The 18,886-nt window shown below is 60.1% G+C and carries 18 protein-coding genes and 1 pseudogene; 9 read left to right on the forward strand and 10 right to left on the reverse strand.

Translation table 11 applies throughout. The features are described from left to right. Positions 1-252 precede the first annotated feature (252 nt). Positions 253-1,254, forward strand: a complete 1,002-nt coding sequence (locus tag U9J33_RS02955; protein ID WP_324697747.1) for an acyltransferase — start codon at positions 253-255, stop codon at positions 1,252-1,254. 639 nt (positions 1,255-1,893) lie between these two features. Here U9J33_RS02955 and U9J33_RS02960 read toward each other — a convergent pair. Continuing rightward, positions 1,894-2,255: pseudogene (locus U9J33_RS02960) on the reverse strand (immunity protein Imm33 domain-containing protein). A gap of 428 nt (positions 2,256-2,683) precedes the next feature. Between U9J33_RS02960 and U9J33_RS02965 the strand changes: the two are divergent. Next, a complete protein-coding gene (locus U9J33_RS02965) occupies positions 2,684-3,664 on the forward strand; it encodes a restriction endonuclease (RefSeq protein ID WP_324697751.1) in 981 nt (326 codons plus the stop codon). A 427-nt stretch (positions 3,665-4,091) separates the two neighbouring features. Here the strand turns inward: U9J33_RS02965 and U9J33_RS02970 are convergent, their stop codons facing one another. Next, a complete protein-coding gene (locus U9J33_RS02970) occupies positions 4,092-5,006 on the reverse strand; it encodes a hypothetical protein (RefSeq protein WP_324697753.1) in 915 nt (304 codons plus the stop codon). Between the two features lie 187 nt (positions 5,007-5,193). Continuing rightward, positions 5,194-6,081, reverse strand: coding sequence for a hypothetical protein (locus tag U9J33_RS02975; RefSeq protein ID WP_324697755.1), 888 nt, complete (start codon positions 6,079-6,081; stop codon positions 5,194-5,196). 146 nt (positions 6,082-6,227) lie between these two features. Between U9J33_RS02975 and U9J33_RS02980 the strand changes: the two genes are divergently transcribed. The 4 genes from U9J33_RS02980 (at position 6,228) to U9J33_RS02995 (ending at position 9,553) form a co-directional block, all read left to right on the forward strand. Then, positions 6,228-6,674: a DNA mismatch endonuclease Vsr gene (locus U9J33_RS02980; protein WP_324697757.1), complete on the forward strand. Its 447-nt coding sequence runs from the start codon at positions 6,228-6,230 to the stop codon at positions 6,672-6,674. Between the two features lie 38 nt (positions 6,675-6,712). Beyond that, a complete protein-coding gene (locus U9J33_RS02985; RefSeq protein WP_324697758.1) occupies positions 6,713-8,038 on the forward strand; it encodes a DNA cytosine methyltransferase in 1,326 nt (441 codons plus the stop codon). Positions 8,039-8,045: 7 nt separating this feature from the next. Continuing rightward, on the forward strand, positions 8,046-8,846 hold the full coding sequence (locus tag U9J33_RS02990; RefSeq protein ID WP_324697761.1) for an endonuclease: 801 nt from the start codon (positions 8,046-8,048) through the stop codon (positions 8,844-8,846). Between the two features lie 230 nt (positions 8,847-9,076). Further along, on the forward strand, positions 9,077-9,553 hold the full coding sequence (locus U9J33_RS02995; protein ID WP_324697763.1) for a hypothetical protein: 477 nt from the start codon (positions 9,077-9,079) through the stop codon (positions 9,551-9,553). Positions 9,554-9,979: 426 nt separating this feature from the next. Here the strand turns inward: U9J33_RS02995 and U9J33_RS03000 are convergent, their stop codons facing one another. The 3 genes from U9J33_RS03000 to U9J33_RS03010 are packed head-to-tail and all read right to left on the reverse strand — an operon-like array spanning position 9,980 to position 12,215. Beyond that, complete coding sequence (locus U9J33_RS03000; RefSeq protein WP_324697765.1) at positions 9,980-10,777, reverse strand: DUF3427 domain-containing protein; 798 nt, start codon at positions 10,775-10,777, stop codon at positions 9,980-9,982. A 9-nt stretch (positions 10,778-10,786) separates the two neighbouring features. Beyond that, on the reverse strand, positions 10,787-11,506 hold the full coding sequence (locus U9J33_RS03005) for a hypothetical protein (protein ID WP_324697766.1): 720 nt from the start codon (positions 11,504-11,506) through the stop codon (positions 10,787-10,789). A 55-nt stretch (positions 11,507-11,561) separates the two neighbouring features. Further along, positions 11,562-12,215, reverse strand: coding sequence for a hypothetical protein (locus U9J33_RS03010; protein ID WP_324697768.1), 654 nt, complete (start codon positions 12,213-12,215; stop codon positions 11,562-11,564). Positions 12,216-12,637: 422 nt separating this feature from the next. Between U9J33_RS03010 and U9J33_RS03015 the strand changes: the two genes are divergently transcribed. Together U9J33_RS03015 and U9J33_RS03020 are read left to right on the forward strand one after the other, a co-directional pair. Next, positions 12,638-13,525 carry an ArdC family protein gene (locus tag U9J33_RS03015; RefSeq protein ID WP_324697770.1) on the forward strand — a complete coding sequence of 296 codons (888 nt, stop codon included), beginning with the start codon at positions 12,638-12,640 and terminating at the stop codon, positions 13,523-13,525. Continuing rightward, positions 13,522-13,806 (forward strand): sigma factor-like helix-turn-helix DNA-binding protein, encoded by a 285-nt coding sequence (locus U9J33_RS03020; protein ID WP_324697773.1) that lies wholly within the window; start codon positions 13,522-13,524, stop codon positions 13,804-13,806. Before U9J33_RS03015 ends, U9J33_RS03020 begins: the two co-directional genes overlap by 4 nt. A gap of 62 nt (positions 13,807-13,868) precedes the next feature. Here the strand turns inward: U9J33_RS03020 and U9J33_RS03025 are convergent, their stop codons facing one another. The 4 genes from U9J33_RS03025 to U9J33_RS03040 all read right to left on the reverse strand — a co-directional run bounded on the left by U9J33_RS03025 (position 13,869) and on the right by U9J33_RS03040 (position 15,896). Further along, a complete protein-coding gene (locus tag U9J33_RS03025) occupies positions 13,869-14,084 on the reverse strand; it encodes an AlpA family transcriptional regulator (protein ID WP_324697775.1) in 216 nt (71 codons plus the stop codon). 330 nt (positions 14,085-14,414) lie between these two features. Continuing rightward, positions 14,415-14,996, reverse strand: coding sequence for a hypothetical protein (locus U9J33_RS03030; RefSeq protein ID WP_324697778.1), 582 nt, complete (start codon positions 14,994-14,996; stop codon positions 14,415-14,417). Positions 14,997-15,307: 311 nt separating this feature from the next. Then, the gene (locus tag U9J33_RS03035) at positions 15,308-15,553 is read right to left on the reverse strand and encodes a conjugal transfer protein TraD (protein ID WP_324697780.1); all 246 of its coding nucleotides are present in this window, start codon (positions 15,551-15,553) and stop codon (positions 15,308-15,310) included. 16 nt (positions 15,554-15,569) lie between these two features. Continuing rightward, positions 15,570-15,896, reverse strand: coding sequence for a conjugal transfer protein TraD (locus U9J33_RS03040; protein ID WP_324697783.1), 327 nt, complete (start codon positions 15,894-15,896; stop codon positions 15,570-15,572). Between the two features lie 171 nt (positions 15,897-16,067). Here U9J33_RS03040 and traA point away from each other — a divergent pair, with 171 nt between their 5' ends. Further along, the gene (traA, locus tag U9J33_RS03045; protein WP_324697785.1) at positions 16,068-18,884 is read left to right on the forward strand and encodes a Ti-type conjugative transfer relaxase TraA; all 2,817 of its coding nucleotides are present in this window, start codon (positions 16,068-16,070) and stop codon (positions 18,882-18,884) included. The last annotated feature ends 2 nt before the right edge of the window (positions 18,885-18,886 follow it).

Genomic DNA, 18,886 nt, shown 5'->3' on the forward strand with positions numbered 1-18,886 from the left:
GGCTGCGCATGACGTAGTTTTCAACGCCCCGGAAGCCTAGGCTTCCGGGGCGTTTCGTTTGGCGACATGTCCGGTGTTGGTGAGCATCGTCAGGAACTTAAGAGATGTTGGGAGGGCGGGCCTGAAGCGGATATCCTGCCGATCCGCTCTTCCCATCGCAAGGAGGGGCCGACTCGTCGCTCCGGGTTGAAGCTCGGGCAATTGCCGCACTAAGCGGATTGCGGCGCAGCAAACACGGAGAAACGCGAACCGATGCAAACACCGTCTCCGCAGGCAGCATCGCGCGTTTCCGGTCCGAAAGAGGGGTACAACCCCGCCATAGACAGCCTCAAGGGTGGGCTGATCCTGCTGGTGATCGTGGGCCACCTGTTCACGGCCAGCGTCAGCGGGAATGCCGTGAAATGGGGCATCTATTCCTTCCACATGCCCTTGTTCCTGGGGCTGGGAGGATACCTGCTGACCTCCGCCAGTCTCCAGCGGGAAACCTTCCGCTCGCTGATCTCCAAGTATGACACGCGCCTGCTTCTGCCCTGGTTCCTGGCTTCCGTGGCCTATGTCCTGCTGACGGGGCTGAAGACGGGCCTGAGCATGGCGATGCTGGGCGAGATGTTGCTCAAGCCGCCTTATCACACCTGGTATGTTCCGGTGTTCTTCGCCTTCGTGGTGCTCGCCTGGCTGCTTCGCCGCGTGAACCCGGCGATCTTCCTGGCGATCGCGCTGGTGCTGGGCGCTTTTGGCATGGTGGCATTCGGCCTGTCTCACCACGTCGGGCCGCTGGACCGATATTCCCTGCCGGACCAGCGCTACCTGACGATGATGCCGTTCTTCGCCTTCGGCTACTGGCTGAGACAGTCGGGCAGGCGCTTTTCCCCGCTGTGGGTGGCGATCCTGATCCTGGCGGGGTTTGCGGGCTTCCAGGCCTGTTACGCCCATCCCGCCGGCATGGCGGAGATCATCCCTTATGCGATCCTGAACTTAGCGCTCATTGCCGGCCTGCCGATCCTGCTGAGCACGCGAATCCCGGTGCCGCTGGCACATTCGATTGGATACGATTCGCTCTACTTCTACCTCTGGCACCCTTTCCTGATCGCGGGGGCCAAGGAGTTGATCTACAAGCGTGCGGGTGAGCTTCCGGGGGCAATCATCGCTTTCGTACTCACCCTGACGGTCATGTTCGCGGCCCGCGTGATCCTGCGCAAGTGGTCGTGGACGCGATTGCTGTCCGGCGCGCGCACTTCCCGCAAGGCAGTATAAGCGGGCCTGCCCGCCCGCGCCATCACAGCGACAGCCGTTACGCGGCGGCGTGGAAAGCTTGCTTATGGAGAAAGTGGTGCGCTTACGTACTTCGAATAGTTTTGATAAGAATTTGATTATAAAATTTAAAAATCACGAAAAAAAGTCAATTGGCCCCAATTTAACCTCCTTTTGTTGTGGTGAAGTTCGTATAATTTCTCATCGTGAACCAAGAGTGGTTTCTTTCATCGCGGACGATGCGTCAAGAAATGTTTTGAGATCGGGCAGAATTGTGGATTCCTTCAGGCCTTGTGGTGCGTTTCTGTGTCGCTAACGGGGCGAAGCCGCCGAGGTGATAGGCGCGCCTCTCCGGTGCGTCAGGGCTTACCGCTGTATTGGAAGGCGATCCTGGATGGCGGCTGTCAAACGCTTCATCTTGCCAGGAGGCACCTGCTGAATGGTTTGTGATGTTCCAACGCCGATATGGGAAGGTCGGCTCACGCCGAAACCAGTCGTTCGCTTCTTGTAGACCCGTCAGGCAGCAGCGCGCCCAATTTGGTCGTCCGAGGGCCGATTTGACATCTCCGAAACCGGACGCTCAATATCGCCAGGCGGAGCCCACACGAAAGGCAGCAGATCCGGAATAGTGGTCGCGCTGGGTCAACCTGCGAGCAGGCTTTCGTCAAACCACACATCCTCGTGTCCGGGAGCAATCAGAAACCTCCACCCCGGCGGCAGTGCAAGGTAAGGGACTGCTGCTGGGCATGATCCCTGCAGATGTGAGAGGTGCGCAGGCCGGAAGAAGTCTGCAGCAGCAGAATATTCACCTGCCAGATAAACCAACCGGTCGTCCCTTGATCGGGAGGATGGCGAAGGCCGTGAAGAGGAACTTCGTCTTTCAGGGCACCCTTTGAGATGCCCACAATGAGGTTATCATCGGAGGGCACGAAATCAGCGCCGAACCGATTGCAAATTTCCCGCTGTCTATCGTTCATTCGGGCAACATAACGAACCCACGCCATGCCCGCCACGTTGGCCAACAAAACGGCAGCAATTTCACCGCTATCATCGGAAAGCCGCCCGTTTCCTCACGGCTAGCAGCCGATGGACCGATCACAGCTCAAGCCGTAGGTCGGCAGTGCGCCTCATCCAAGCCGTTCAACAGCGATATTATCGCGTTTATGAGCGGACATTCTACTTATGCCTGGGGCTGAGACCAAGCCGTCTTTACAGACAATGCGATAACGGGAGGTTTCAGAAGAACCAGGCGATCGAACGCTTTTCGGTCTCCGCCTGCGGACGATCCAACTTGGGCGTCAGCTGCTATACGGGTGGCTCAAATTTTTTTGGGGGGGCGTAAGCTCAGCATCGATTGCGGGGTGAACTCGCCGCCAATCTGCGGTCTTGTAACCTTGTTGACACGGATTGCGCATCGCGCGACGAAGTAGCTATGCTCGACTTTAAGGAACTTCCATCGGACGGTGTCCGCTTTGAACAGCTCGTTCGGGAGATGCTCATCCGGAGCGGGTTTGAGGTGCATTGGACCGGTGTGGGACCTGACGGTGGGCGGGACCTTGTCGCAACCGAAAGGGCAGCGGGGATGCTCGCACCTTTCTCCCGCAAGTGGCTGGTGAGCTGCAAGCACAAGGCGCATGGTGGCGGCTCAGTCGGCCTTCCCGACGTCGTTGACATTGTTGACGCGTGCGGTGCCGTGGATGCAGAGGGCTATCTCCTCGCATGTTCAACCCAGCCGTCGTCCGGCGTGGTGAAACGCCTCGAGGAGCTGCAACTCAGCGGCAAGGTCCTCACTACGTTTTGGGACGGCGTAGAAATCGAAAAGCGCCTCAATATCCCAGAGCTTTTCCCGCTGGTGCACCAATTCATGCCTGAGAGCGCGAAAACGCAGCCTTGGAAAATTTATGCGACTCAGGCTCCGTCAGTGTGGGCGGCCAACTACAAGGATTATTTCCTCTACATGAGTTGCCGCATTGGGCACTCCTTTCCTGCCCTTACTGAGATAGAGGCGATTGCGGCCAAGCTCGAATCTATCGCCCTACCCGGTAACGGCTGGGCCAAGCACTATCTCCGCCTGCGCGCTGTCTATTACGACGACAAACATGAGCAGTTCAGTGTCTTCGCTGATTACCTCTACCCAAAGACTGACTTGAAGACGGTGCTGTCGCCTAGCGCGATTGATGCCGTCCTTGAAAATGGACGAGGTCTTCACTCGGATGATACTGGCGAATGGTATCAGACGCATTGGGACGTTCGGTACGTAGCCACCAACCCCTACAGTGATCGGTTCCAAATCGATAGCGCCGAATATTATGAAAACTCGATGTCGAACTTCACGATCGGATCTTCCAGAGAGGGGTGGATCGATGAGATCGATGATCCCAACGACCCTAACATCATTTTTCTAGGGTCTTAGACTGACGCACTGCAGAGGGCGTGGATACTGCCAAATGGCTTCGCGCCGCCGTGGTGGTCTGTTCGAGGCCAAGCTGCTGTTCAGAGCGCTGCGGGTGAACGACTAACTTGGCAGTAGGCGACCTACCCCAGCGTCCGCTACCGTCCATTCCAGTGCCGAACCGGACATTCCGCAATCGGCCAGATTTGCGTAGCCATCCGGTGAAAGCCGCGGCGGAGGACAAGGAGGCTATTCTTCGCGTTCTCGTGGGGAGGCACCGCCGCATTCGTGCGGAAGACCTGCTAGCTTAGAAGAAGGAACGCGATGCACGTCGTGGGGCTGCCCTGGCAGATGTTCCCTAAAACGACTTGGGCCTGCTTTAGTCTCTGATCGCTCGTTACACGACCGTCATCGATGATGGCGGTGGACACGGGGGCTTTCGGACGTCCTACTGAGATGTGGTGTAATTTGCTGCTCGCTCGACGAAATACCTGCCCAAATCGAACAAATTATCTACGCGGCGATGAAGGTCTACAAGGGTGCGGGAGCATTCGGCATCGTAGTCGATGCACCAGGGGTAGGGAAGGAACAGGGCCGCCGGATCGGAGTCGTAACCATCGCCATGCCAGGGCCTAATGTAGAGAAATCCGGCCTCGCGAGCGATCGAACTGCCTGCTGCACGTTCGATTTCGTCCGAATGCCGGAATAGAATTAGCCGGAATCGAGATCGGAGCACGTCCATAGACGATTCCCGCAGGGAGATTGGCCAGACTGTAGCAGGTAGGCTTCTGATGCGCCCATCATTTAGATCGCTGATGTGCTGCTGCAACCGCCACCATAAGGCAAAGCGGTGTGCGGAACCCTGGTTGCAGACGATATGGCTTCCGTCCCAGTTTTGGCAATGCATGCGCAGTCTTCCGTCGGCATCGAATCCGCCGAGTTCTCTCTCGATGGCGGCCCAAAGTCGCTCTTCATTCATGGGTGACAAGGGGCCTAAGCTACCCTCCCAAGTTCCGTGCATTTGCTCCGGAGCCTGGGCAAGGTTGAATTGATACGGACCGCGCATCGCCGACATGCCTCGGATGTGCTCGATCGCCACATCGGTCGGATAGGAAGGGTCTTCGACTATGAGATCCGATAGCGCGATCATACCTTCGTGATTTGTGTCGATTTCCGCTTTTAATATGCAGGCGACAAGGCGCTGGGCAACGTAAAGCGGGATATCGTTTTCGGAGTGAATGACGCTCATCCATTGCCATTCCAGCCTGCTTAATTCTTGTAAAATGGTCAGGAGCTCTGGCTCTGGTTTCGAGGCGGCAACTCGGCTGCGGTCTTGCGTGGCGAGCTCAAGCAGTGCGAGCAATTTTTTTAGCATTCTCATGTATCTGGATAATTTTCGGGGGAACGTATCGGACCTTGCGATGGCGGGCGGCATGTTGGACGTGTCGGATGCTTACGTTCCTGCCCGCCTGATTGTGACGGGCAGGATCATGTTTTGCGATTGCTGCTACGGCTAGATGGGGACCGGCTGCTTGATCGGGGTTCGCTACTTAGATGCCCGACACTGTCGGACTGAAACGATAAGCTACGGATTTTCGGATCTTCAAATCTAAGAGGTGCTCCCGATCGGCCGCGTAAGCCTCGGCCCCCGTCTTAACATCGATCGGTTCCATTTCGAACAGTCCGACCACACGTTGCCCGGCGTGCGTTTGGCTTTTTGCCGCGAGCGGGATAATCCAATTCACATCGGAAAGGGCTTTGGTTTTACTGCACGTCTTCGCCATCAGGGCGGCTTGCGCCCTGATTTGATCCATCAAAACGGGCTCGTTTCTTTTTGCCTCGAGCGTCACCAATGCCTTTCCCATGCCTCGCAAGCTAAGAAGGAAAATGGCATCGATTTCGGGGGTCATTTTCACGCTATTTTGAAGATGGAATAGATCGATCGCTTTGTCGCGGAGCGGTGAGTACAATCCGAAATGAGTTTGTACGAGGCGTTGATGGACGCAGACTTGAATAAGCCATGCTTCGTCGTTGCGGCCCAAAGCTCGCGCCGATGACGGTAAAGATACCGATTCAATTTCGTGATGCGCAGCGTCCTCGGGCAGAATGCAGATATCCGGAAAGGGCTCGACCTGATTGGTGCCGTAGCTATCGAATGCGAAAACCCTACCTTTTCGATATTTTTGCCGTGCGGTAATCTTCGCATTCTTTAGTTCTTGTGGCCATCTATTGTTGCGGACATCCGATCTTAGAATATCCTTTAGAAAATTAGCGGGGTTGTTGGAGCTAAGTCCTTTTCCATGCGACTTGATTGCATCGGAAAGGTAATGATTGAATACAATCATATCTTCCTGCGCGATTCCATCGTCTAGGAATTTCTGATACAGAAATTTTACAACTTCCATTTTGCCGTCGTTGTTTTCTTTAGCCTCGTCCATCGCGAATCCTCGTAAAAACTCAACTGCCGATCACTGCACACCAAAGTGTTGCATATCAGTAATTTAGACGGGGATTTTCGATTGCGGCCGGGAAAGGCCGGGTGGGCGGTTTAAATTGCGCGCGGCACTCCCCATTCAAGGTTCGGATGGCCGACAACCGCAGCCAAGAAAGTCGTAGCGCCCTGATGGCGCGGATCGGATCGAAGCATACCGTTCCGGAGCTTACGGTTCGGCGTTTGTTGCACGGCCTTGGCTACCGTTTCCGACTGCACCGCAGAGATCTACCGGGTAAACCGGACATCGTGCTCCCTGGGCGGCGGAAGGCGATTTTCGTTCATGGCTGCTTCTGGCACGCGCATGGATGCAAGATCGGTCAACCTCCGAAATCGCGGCCCGATTTTTGGTTGCCGAAGTTGGCGCGCAATCGAGCCCGCGACTTGGCAAACGTCGAGAGCCTGCAAGCCGCAGGATGGGACGTCGATGTCGTGTGGCAATGCGAAATCAAGGACCTTGGGGCACTGAAACAGCGCCTCCACAGCTTTCTCGGACCTCCTGGCAAATTTCCGATCGACTTGACGGGATCCGGCTGCTAGAACGGATCTAGAACGGACACGTATTCAAGGAATTTCACATGAGACCCATCGGCATCGACCTGTTCGCAGGCGCAGGCGGAATGAGCCTGGGCTTCGAGCAGGCTGGGTTCGATGTTGTTGCGGCAGTCGAGATTGACCCGATCCACTGCGCAATCCACGAATACAACTTCCCGAACACAAAGGTGCTTTGCCGCTCGGTTGTCGGGCTGACCGGTGCCGAAATCAGGTTGACGGCCGGTCTCGGAGATCGCTCGGTCGACGTCGTTTTCGGGGGCGCGCCTTGCCAAGGCTTCTCGATGATCGGCCAGCGCGCGTTCGACGATCCGCGCAACGGACTGGTTCGCGATTTTCTGCGAATTGTTCGGGAGTTGGATGCGAATTATTTCGTGTTCGAAAACGTGAAGGGCCTGACGGTCGGGCGGCACAAGGCATTCCTAGAGGAGCTTATCGCTGCGGCCGGCGAAGCCGGCTACGACGTCCGCATGAAATGGCAGGTGCTCGATGCTGCCGACTACGGAACGCCGCAGCATCGCCACCGACTGTTTCTCCTCGGTGCAAAGAAGGGGCTTCCGATCCCCTCTTACCCGGCACAGTCGACCATCCCCGCCGACAAGACATCGAAGGCAGTGGCCGATTTGCCTGTCGGGCCGAACTGCAATGATGCCCTTTCGGACATTCCCGACGCAGATAAATACAAGTCGCTTCTCGACACCGACGAAGTCGAGATCAAAACGTGGGGCGAGCTTTCCGATTATGCCAAGGAAATGCGCTGCCTAACCAACAACGCATGGCACTTCGGTCGCGTTCGGGAATGGAACGCCGGTTCGCTGACTTCCAGCGCACGGACGATTCATACGGAAATTTCCAAGGGACGCTTCGCGGCCACCACGCCGGGGCAGGTCGAACCGATTTCGCGCTTCTTCAAGCTCGCGCCAGGCGGCCTCAGCAACACGCTGAGGGCAGGAACCGACGCCGCGCGTGGTGCATTCACCAGCCCCAGACCCATTCACTACAAGTATGCTCGCTGCGTTACGGTGCGCGAAATGGCCCGGTTGCACGGCTATCCCGACTGGTTCCGTTTCCACGAGACCAAGTGGCATGGTGCGCGGCAAATCGGTAATTCGGTCCCTCCGCCGCTCGCTCGCGCGGTCGCAGGCCAGGTACTTGCTGCGATGGGTTACGAGCCAGTGGCCCCGAAGGGCAGTTTCCGGATGGGCGACCCTCGGCTGCTGCGCATGGGAATGAGCGAGGCGTCGGAGCATTTTCGCGTGGCAGCGCCTATCGGCAAGCGCGATCGAAAGAGCGGTGCCAAAAAGCGCAAACAGCACGAGATCGAAGCGGAACGCCTGCAGGCGATCGGTTGATCCGGACGTGACAACTCCCAAGGCGCAAGGCCTCACCGCATATCAGGCCATTCTCGAACGCATCTTCCTCGAACGACATTACGAGGGGGCTTCGGAACTCTTGTTCGATCGAGAGGATATTCCGGAAGCCGCCAGCGCCTTGGATTTGCCTCGTCCGAAAAACATCGGCGACGTCATCTATTCGGTGAGATATCGCACCGGTCTTCCGGAAAGTATTCTGGCTACCCATCCCGAAGGCATGGAGTGGATCATCGAGGGCGCGGGCCGGGCGAAATACAAGTTTGTTCTCGTCCCTCTCAATCGGGTCCTGCCGCGTCTCGATCTCATTACCATCGGCATTCCCAACGGCACGCCCGAAATTATCAGGGCCTACGCGCTCGACGACGAGCAGGCTCTGCTCGCAATCGTGCGCTACAACCGCCTGATCGACATATTCTTGGGCCTGACGACCTACAGTCTTCAGAACCATCTGCGCACGACCGTTAAGGGTATCGGCCAGATCGAAATCGACGAGCTCTACCTCGGAATTGATCGCGAAGGCTGCCACTACGCGATCCCCGTTCAGGCCAAGGGCGGAACCGATCAGATTTCGGTCGTACAGACGAAGCAGGACCTTGCTTGGTGCGAGCAACGTTTTCCGGGACTACGCGCCAGAGCGATCTCGGCGCAGTTCATGGAGGACGATAAAGTTGCCATGTTCGAGCTCGCCGTCGTCGACAACCAGGTCGTCGTCGTCGAGGAAAAGCATTACAAGCTCTTGCCTGCGGAAGGTCTCGATCGCGCAGCTATCGCGTCCTATCGCAATTGACCGCCAAGCCTGTGACGGAATGGAAGCCCCGGCGATCTCCTCGCTATCCGAGAACTGAAGGTCCTCAAAATCGATCGCCGGCAGTTATGGCGCAGCGGTTCGAGGCGCTCGATAGCCTGGACGACTTCCCCACGCCCCGTTGGGCTACCAGAGCGCTGGCCGAGCATGTCTTGGATCCGGACCTCGTTCGAGGCCGGAGTTGCTGGGAACCCACGTGCGGGCGCGGCTTCATGGCGAAGACCTTGGCCGAGTATTTTGGGCAGGTGCGCTCGAGCGATGTCCATCCGTACGGTTTCGGCGAAGTTCTGGATTTTTTGAACGGCGAGGATTCTGCATCGCAATCGTACGATTGGGTAATCACCAATCCTCCCTTCAGGTTGGCGGAGGAGTTCGCGCGACGTGCGATCCGCCAATCGAGCATCGGCTCGGCCATGCTGGTTCGGACGAATTTCATCGAAGGCGTAGGTAGGTTCAATAGGCTCTTCCGCGAGAAGCCTCCGGCCATTGTCGCGCAATTCGTGGAGCGAGTCCCGATTCTGCGAGGCAGAGTGGACCCACTGGCTTCGACGGCTAAGGGATATTGTTGGCTGGTTTGGCACAGTGACTGCCGGGATCAGACACGCCTTGTGTGGATACCGCCTTGTAGACGAGCTCTCGAGCGCGAAGGCGACTACGATTTGCCCGGCGGCTCTTTCGCCTCAGCTTGATCCGAATGGGCTTTGATCGGTCTTTCGTCGGTATTGTTGTCGATGTGGAACCGCGTTGAGGCGCATGCCTTCTTGCTTACATTTCGAGAAGGTTCTTTGGGCGTATCGAATCGCACGGTCACCAACGGTGGAAAGTGAAAGTCCCGTCCTCCGCCCAGGGAGTCGGCGCCTCCCGCGGAGGCGCGTGCGCGATCCATTTCGCTTGCGATTAACCCAGTCGCTTTGCACCGCTTTGCCGGAAGCCACCGGTGGAGCGGGGCGCTAACCTCCGCCGTCAGCGTTTTCTGCGTCCTTGGCACAACTGCTTGTGGTCACCCCCGGTCGGTGGGAGTGTCGGTGTCCCTTCACCCCGCCATAGCGTGGAGCAAACCGAGTTTGCTCGGTCTATGATGCGGGTGACCGATCGAGGGTAAAGTTGCAGCTCGGCTAGTCTCTGAGCAATTCGGACAGTAACTCTGGAGTAGCGTAAACGTACTCGCCTCCAAGCCAACGACCCTCTATGCGAGCCACGTCCAGCAGCCGCCCCTCTGCTTCGAAAGCGGTTAATCCGTCTTTGTAGCTCTTCGTGTGGAACTCTCGCCATCTTAACGAGCATCCAGGCGGAAATCCCCAATTTAGCTCCGCTAGACGGCGCTCAGGATCGTTGGAAATGCCAATCTTGACGACCATCATCCCATCGGGCTTGCCGGGAAAGGTGGGAGTGTCAGCTCCTTCCAGCGTGAAGAGGTAGACGCTAACGGGGCCGCTTTCCCTCGAAATGACGACGTCGCCTGTGGAGGGTGGAGGCCCCCTTCGCCACGTGGGCATAGCACCAGTTTGTGTGAGCTGCATCGGTTCGGCGTCGAACTGCCATGTTATTTCGACTGGGGTTGAGCTACGAACTCCGACAGGTATGGCAAGGCCGGCATATGTAAATGGCGAGCGGTCTTTCCCGCGCCAAAACAGGTGCACGGGCAGCGATCCCGAAAGCAGTTCCTGTACCTCTGGCTGGGACGCGGTCGTCCATCCCTTACCGTACCAGATGAGATGGTTGCCGTGCCATCTGTTGAGGTAGTCGTGCCCGGTGCGTCCAGGCGTGCCGACGTTGGCGAAGATTAAAAATTCATCTTCCCATTTGTCATAGCCAGTGTGCCAGTTCCCCTTTCGGCGCACCTCCGGCATATTGATGGCCTGCGCCACCTCGGGCCTTGTGTAAGTGCGGCCTACCTCGAACTTGGTCGCCATGCTCACCTGTCACTCTGGAGCATTCGATGCTCCTTGCAATTTATCCGCGCAAACATCGGCCTTCGCCGACGCGTGGAGCGGCGACGAGTTGGACCGAGCGGTGAACTGGTCAACCTCCAGCAACCTCCTCGGACCATGGGCGGGACTGTTCGTACCAAGCGCCCTTACGGTTTGGGCGGCGGCGGTGGGGGTGGCGGGGACGGAGCGCGAGGTGCCGGGATCACTCCGTACTGGGGACCCGTTGGCACAGGCGATGGAGCGCGAGGGGGCGGTGTCGCCCCCCGTTGGCGATGACCCTGAGACGACGGCGGGACGAATTTTCCGACCATTTGCGTGAATCACATTTGCTGAGACGAAGGAGAACAAACATAGAAGGGCGACGGGAAAAGACCATAGGGCTACGCTGTTAATGAAATCTCCCCAAAAGTGGGATGGGGCCGTCGGATCATAGAGCGCCTTGCGGCGAGCATCGATCAAACGTCGGGCGGCACCGAAACTTACCGTGAGTGCGAGCAGCCCGACAACATCGGCAAACCATGCCAGTAGCAGCGCGGGTTGCCAGATCGCATCCGTGAGTGGCGCTATGTCGCCAACGAAAGAAACAGACGCAGCAAAGAGGGCGGTATGAGCGAGGGCGATGAACGCATCTCGACCGGTTTCATTTTGCGCATGGGCGGCGTCCAGCGCTTGGAGCTCGTGAGCAATTTCTTCGGGAGTGCGAGAACTCATGGCTGCCGCCTTATCTGCTCAGCTTGTATGCACATAGATTGCACTCTTGGAGGCATCAGAACGGATTCTGCGCCAGTGGCGGCAATTTGAGCGCGGTTCGCTGCTGAGCGACAATTTCATTGGCCTTCTCCCGAAAAGCGGTTGGATTATCGATTTTCGGCAGGAAGCGTTCGGCACGGGGAATTACTCTCTCGTCGGTGATGTCGCGCAGAAATGATGCTGCTTGATCGAGATCTCCGAGAATACCGCAGGCTACACCGGCGTAGTAGCCGAACCAGCTGGGCTGCATCCGCTCGGAATCCAGCGCTTCTGTGATCGTATGGTTGGCGATGGCCTCGAATGACGCAAATTTGGCGTAGGTCTCTTGGGCTTGTCCGGCGGCTGCACTTGCGATTTCGGCGACTGCCGCACCGAACTGATCTTCGTCCCGGTATCCTGTGCAGGGACCGCTCGGAACGTAATAGTCCAAGCTCATGAATCCGCAGCCGCCCCAAATCCAGTGGGCTGCATTGCTAAGATCGATCGCGACCGACCACTTACTGGGTTTGAACTCGACGACATTCAGCCAGAAGCCGTGGTCTTTGAGCCAAAGCCGCGATTGGCCCCGTCGTTTGAAACCGAGAGGGCCGAGTTCGGCTTTGGCGGCCGCGGCTATGATCTTGCTGTGGGATCCGCTCATGTGACGATGACTATCTGTGATGTGCTTCACTTGTCATCAAAATCTCTGCGCGCGGATACGTGGGATGGATTCCGCTCGGGAGGTTGGTTCGGCTGGCCGCCCCGTGCTTGGGCACGGCCGCGCTCTATTTCGCTAACGCTCAACCGAGCCGCCTGCGGCGTCTCGTCGGCATAGCCGCAACGATCACTGGCGGGGGCGGGACGCTATTCGCGCCCCGTCAGCGGTCTCCGCGCCTGTGGCGCGTCGGCGTGTGCCTCGGCTCCAGGGTGACGGGGGGCGTCACGGCCCCTTAGCCCCGCCATGGCGAGCCGCAACCTGGGCAGGCCCAGGTCCTCCACCCTGTTCCGGCCTTTCGGTGCACCCCGCCATCTTGGCGAGGCTTTTGGTCCGCTCCTGCCGCCCCCCGCCACCCCGGCGCCGGTCAATGGCGGTTGAGGAAAGGAACAGGAGAAATGGAAAGGACCAATCGTCAGAGCCTCTATGGAGAGGTCACGTCGCGCATCATTGCCGAGCTAGAAGAAGGCAGGCTCCCTTGGGTGCAGCCCTGGGACAGCGCGCGGTGCCCCTGCCTGATGCCGCATAATGCGGTTTCCGGGCGAGTGTATTCGGGGATCAATATTCTGATCCTTTGGTGCGAGGCGGTGGAACGGCGGTTCGCATCGCAGCGCTGGCTGACTTACAAGCAGGCCCTGGCGGCGGGCGGTCATGTCCGGCGCGGTGAGAAGGGCACGGTCATCTGCTATGCGGATCGCTTCACGCCGAAGGGCGAGACCGAGCAGGCGCGGTGCGAGGATCGCGAGGCGCGGACCATTGCGTTCCTGAAGCGCTTCGTCGTGTTCAACCTCGATCAGATCGAAGGGCTTCCGGAGCGGTATGCCGACGAACCGGCGGTGCCCGATCCGGTCATGGCGATTGCCGAGGTGGATAGGCTGATTGCGGCGACCGGCGCGGACTTCCGGATCGGCGGGGACGAGGCGTTCTATGCACCCAAGCTGGACTATGTGCAGGTGCCCCCGCAGGCAGCTTTCCATGAGCCGGTGAACTGGTTTCGGACGGCCCTTCATGAACTTGGTCACTGGAGTGGCGGAAAGGGCCGATTGGACCGCGATCATACCGGCAAATACGGCTCTGCATCGTACGCAAAGGAAGAGCTTATCGCCGAGATGACCTCGGCCTTTGCCTGCGCGTCGCTGGGTATCCAGCCCACGGTGCGGCACAGCGATTACATTGGCTCATGGCTTGAAGTGCTGCGCGCCGACGAAAAGGCGATCTTCCGGGCGGCCAGCGCTGCCAGCAAGGCAGCCGATTACCTCCTCGCATTCGGGGGGGACGCGGCATGAGGTGGTATCTCTATCTGCTGGAGCAGCGCATCCACGAGGCGTTTCTGCGTAATGCCTTCCCCGAGTACGAGCAGCCCGAACAGCGACGATTGGCACGCGCGATCTATTCGCTGCCGTACCTGCCCAATCGGGCCTTCTGCCTCTGGCGCTTCGAGGGCCTCCGCTTTGAGCAGATCGCCGAGCGTATGGGCATCAGTGTCCGCCGGGTGGAGAAAGAGCTCGGCTGCGCGATGGGCATGATCGTGCGCTCACGGGATCGGCAGGAGCGCAAGGGCTGGTAAGGGGCCGGGGCGCGTCCGCTGCGGCGGACGCGCCCCGGCCTTATTTCGGGGGCGATAGTTGCTCAGGCCTGCGGGAAGTCGTCGACCAGGTATGAGATCGGACTATTCATCCATTCGGTAATGGCGCTTTCGCGCCAGCCGCAGCAGCGCTCGGCAATGCGAACCTGCCTCGGGAAAGTGCCCGACTGGATCTTGCGGTAGAGGGTCGCGCGGGAAAGGCCCGTGCGTTCGAGAACGACATTGAGGCGCAGGAAACGATCATGGAGCGTCATGTTCATTGGCGTTGTCCTTTCCTAATCATGAGGTGGACTGGCCGGCCATGTGCAAGATTGGGCCAATTCGAGCCCAGCGCAAGGGCGCGAAATCGCGCTAAACAGCGCAGAACGCCGGAGATTCCTCTCCGTGCACCGTAGTGAACATTGGCGGCACTCTACGGACACCAAAAAAATTTGGTCGCTGGGAGCCACGCGACCGGCGGTTCGGTCTCACACCGTCTCGCCGCGCGCGTCGCACGCGAGCTGCGACCATTTCACGAGCCCGAATCGCGCCAGACCTCGGCGGCGATCCGCCGCGCCTCAGTCTGGAATGTCAGCGCCGCAGTGGTGCGATCAGGATCGCACCGCCCGTTGTCGCGACCGCGCATGGCCGGTTACCTGGCACACATGACCGAGCAGCGCGGCAACAAGCGTCCGAACCTCGTCGGGCGTGAAGCCGTCGTCGTCGGGATGCTTGCCGTCCATCAGGTTGCGCCGGTTCCATTTCCAGTAGGGCGCGAGCACCTGCATCAGCCTTGCCGTCTCCGGGCAATCGTAGCCGAACGCGGTGACGTTGGCATAGGCTAGCGACCGATCGACATGCAGGCTGATGTACCGGGCACACCAGCTGTCCGGAAAGCCGACATCGAGCAGATGCGAGGACAGCGCGAGTTGCACGACGATGCCGGTCGAATAGAGAAAGTCCGGCCAGTCGAACGGCGCATCGGGAGAGAGCATCGCCGCGAACTGTTCGGCCCGCTTGTAGCGGTCCCGGCTGAGGCTGCGGCCCTGCTTGGTGCGCAGCAACCGCACCGGTTCGGCATCGTAGATTTTCCAGAGCGCGGCGAGCGCGGAATTCTCATCCGGCAAGGAGTTGAGCGCCGCAGAGACAGCGGCGATTTCATCGGGCGAAGCAACAGGAACTTGAACGTCCATTGGCACCTCCGGGTCCGCATCAAGGCGGGTTGGCGGAAGGCTTCGGAACAACCTGCGGACCAGTCCCGAACTCCCGCACGCTAACGCGCGGGAGCCGCCGGAGCTGGTAACATGCCAGAGACATGCGCCGCCGCCTTTAACCCGAAGGTTTGGACATGCGCGACGGCACCCCGGAAAACTGAGTTTTCCGAGTTTGCTTCTCTGGCGGGATTACCAGTCCCGGCGCGGCCCTTTGCGCAGCGCCTTGGCAGAATAACAGACGGGAATCCTTACGCCAAGGCCGCGCAAACCGAGGGTGGAGCTTCGCCCGGTCAGCCCTCTATCGAACGGTTCTGGCGTTCGTCCTTCGCGGCAGCATCGTCGGCGAACGCGCGCATGCCGCGCCGCCGCCATAGTGTCAGCGCCTGTTCGCGATCTTCGCCGCGCAACTTGGCCGCTGCTTCGACCAGCAGACCGAGGATCACCGCGCGGTCATCCCCGGTCAGTTCGACCAGCTCGGCTTTGACGACGAGCCCGCCGAGTTCGATGAGCTGGCGGGTGCGTTCGCGCCGCTTCACTTGCCACGCGCGGGCATCATGCCGCGCCCGGCTCGCCAAGTGGCAATTGCGCGCTGCCCGGCTCCGCCGCAGCGCTGCGATCCTCGCTGCCAGTTCCTGTGCGAGCGCCTTTGCCGTCCCCTGAAAAGAACGCGGCGCCGCGCTTGCGCCACGCCTCCTTTCTGGCAGCGTCCGTGGTGGTGGCCGCATCGAGCAGGACGCCGGCCAAAATCTCGGCGGAAAGGGCATCGGCACCTGTCGCGTTCACCAGTTCGCCGAGCTGGCTGGTCTTGCGCGTTTTGAGTTGCCGCGCCTTGTCGGTAAGCGCTTTGAGTTCGGCGTCATAGTCACGGGGTTTGCGCATCGTCCGTCCTTTCTTTGATCGAGGCGGACGGTTCAGCTATCGGGAGTCTCAGCGCCGAACAATAGCGTGAAATCTCTTGGGATTTCGCGTTCCCGAGTGCGATGAAATCGCTCGAGGGCGCGCTTATACGTCGTGCCGACGTGCTGCTTGAAGTGTAAATGGATGGCCGTCATGGCGATCTACCACTTCTCGGCCAAAGTCATTTCGCGCGCTGTCGGTTCCTCAGCGGTGGCCGCCGCCGCCTATCGCTCCGCCTCGCGGCTGCGCGATGAGCGGCTGGGGCGCGATCATGACTTTTCCAACAAGGCGGGTGTCGTCCACTCGGAAGTGCTGCTCCCCGAGAACGCGCCCGAGCAGTGGCTCGACCGCGAGCGGCTGTGGAATGACGCCGAGGCGGCCGAGAAGCGCAAGGACGCGCAGCTCTGCCGTGAGGTTGAGTTCGCCATTCCCCGCGAGCTCGATCAAGTCGAAGGCATTCGCCTGGCCCGCGACTTCGTTTCCCGCGAGTTCGTAGCGCGCGGCATGGTCGCCGATCTCAATGTGCACTGGGATATCGGCGAGGACGGCCAGCCGAAGCCCCATGCCCATGTGATGCTCGGCATGCGCGAAGTGAGCGAGGAAGGGTTCGGTCCCAAAGTGCGCGACTGGAACCGCACGGAACTGCTCACCCATTGGCGCGAAGCCTGGGCCGACCACGTCAACCAGCGATTGGCCGAACTCGATATCGATGCGCGGATCGATCACCGTTCGCTGGAGGCCCAGGGCATCGAGCTGGAACCGCAGCACAAGATCGGTCCGGCCGCCTCGCGCATGGCGGGGCAGGGGCTGGAGAGCGAGCGGCTTGAAGAGCATCACGCGATTGCCAGGGCGAATGGCGAGAAGATCCTCGCCAATCCTTCCATCGCGCTTGATGCCATCACCCACCAGCAGGCGACCTTCACCACCCACGATCTCGCCAGGTTCGTGCACCGACACAGCGACGGCAAGGAGCAGTTCGATCAGGTCCTGGGGGCGGTCAAATCCTCGCCCGAACTGATCGCACTGGGCAAGGACGGGCGCGGCGAGGATCGGTTTACCTCGCGGTCGATGATCGAGACCGAGAAGCGGCTCGAGAAGGCCACGATCAAGCTGGATGCTGGTCGGCGGCATGGCGTCAGCCGGGCCATACAGGAAAAGGCGTTGGCCCGAGCCGAGGCGAGGGGCCTTTCACTCTCCGGCGAGCAGCGCGGCGCGTTGGAGCATGTGACCAATGGCCGGGGCCTATCGTCGGTGATCGGCTATGCCGGTACCGGCAAGAGCGCGATGCTCGGTGTCGCCCACGATGCCTGGCACGCGGCCGGCTATGAAGTGCGCGGTGCGGCGCTCTCCGGGATCGCCGCCGAGAACCTGGAAAGCGGCTCGGGGATTTCAAGCCGCACCATCGCCAGCCTGGAGCGGCAGTGGGCGCAGGATCGCGATCTGCTGACCGACCGTTCGGTGCTGGTGATCGACGAGGCCGGGATGGTCGGCACCCGGCAGATGGAGCGCGTCCTCTCCGAGGCCGAAAAGCGCGGCGCCAAGGTCGTGCTGGTCGGCGATCCCGAACAGTTGCAGGCGATCGAAGCCGGTGCTGCCTTCCGCAGCATTGCTGAGCGCCATGGCAGCGTCGAGATCATGCAGGTGCGCCGGCAGAGCGAGGAGTGGCAGCGGGAGGCCACGCGCGATCTGGCAACCGGTCGGACCGGGGAAGCGGTGCTGGCCTATGAGCAGGCGGGGCATGTCCATGTTGCTCCCTCCCGCGAGGGCGCGCGCAAAGCGCTGGTCGGGCAGTGGGATCGTGATCGGCAGCGCAATCGCGAGGCGAGCCGGATCATTCTAACCCACACCAATGACGAAGTGGGTGAGCTGAACCAGGCGGCGCGCGGGAAGATGCGCGAGGCCGGCGAGCTGGGCGAGGATGTCGCGCTCAAGGTCGAACGCGGTGAGCGGGCCTTTGCCGTCGGTGACCGTGTGATGTTCTTCCGCAACGAGCGCAGCATGGGGGTGAAGAACGGATCGCTGGGGACGCTGCGCAGCGTCTCGCCTTTCAGCATGGCGGTCATGCTCGACGACGGCCGTTCGGTCGCCTTCGATCTCAAAGACTATGCCGATGTGGATCATGGCTACGCCGCGACGATTCACAAGGCGCAGGGCATGACGGTGAACCGCGTGCAAGTCCTCGCCACGCCGGGGCTCGATCGGCATGGCGCCTATGTGGCGCTGTCGCGCCACCGGGCCCAGGTCGATCTCCACTATGGCAAGGACGATTTTGCCGACCGCTCGAAGCTGGTCCGCGCGCTCAGCCGGGATCGTTCGAAGGACATGGCGTCCGATTACAGCCCGGCCTTCGAGATGAAGCGCGAGCCGCAAGCCGAGGTCGTCATCAAGCGCGATCCCTTTGCCGGGCTCAAGCTCAGGGCGCCGACGATTGCCGCGCAACCGAAGCCGCTCGAGGTTGCGGTGCAGCGTTATGGACGCGCGGCGCAGGACATCCTGCGCATGCAGGCAATGGGGCTCAATCCCATCGGGATACAGAACCAGGCGATGGAGCAGGCGGCGGGCGCTCTCGACAAGGTGCGCGAGCATGGTGCCCGCGATCTCCGGGCGGCGATCCACAAGGACCCCGATCTCGCCGATGAAGCCGGCAAGGGGCAGACCCGGCGCGCGATCCAGGCGATGATGGCCGAGCGCGAGATCCGGATCGATGGCGACTTGCGCGCAGATCGCTTCGTGAACGAGTTCCAGACCCAGACCCGGCAACTCATGCGGATGCGCAAGATCGGCGAAGAGCGGGCGGAAGCGCGAATCGATCAGCTCGCCAAGAGCCTTCACCGCGACCCCGAACTCGAGTCGCGGCTGCGGAACAGGGTCCGCGAACTGGGGCTGAAACCAACCGGGAAAGAAACGGTGTCGCACCAGATCCAGGAATGGCTCGGCCGCTCGCGCGACCGTGGACTTGGGATAAGCTGATC

This window comes from Novosphingobium sp. RL4, from assembly GCF_035658495.1.
Taxonomy (GTDB): domain Bacteria; phylum Pseudomonadota; class Alphaproteobacteria; order Sphingomonadales; family Sphingomonadaceae; genus Novosphingobium.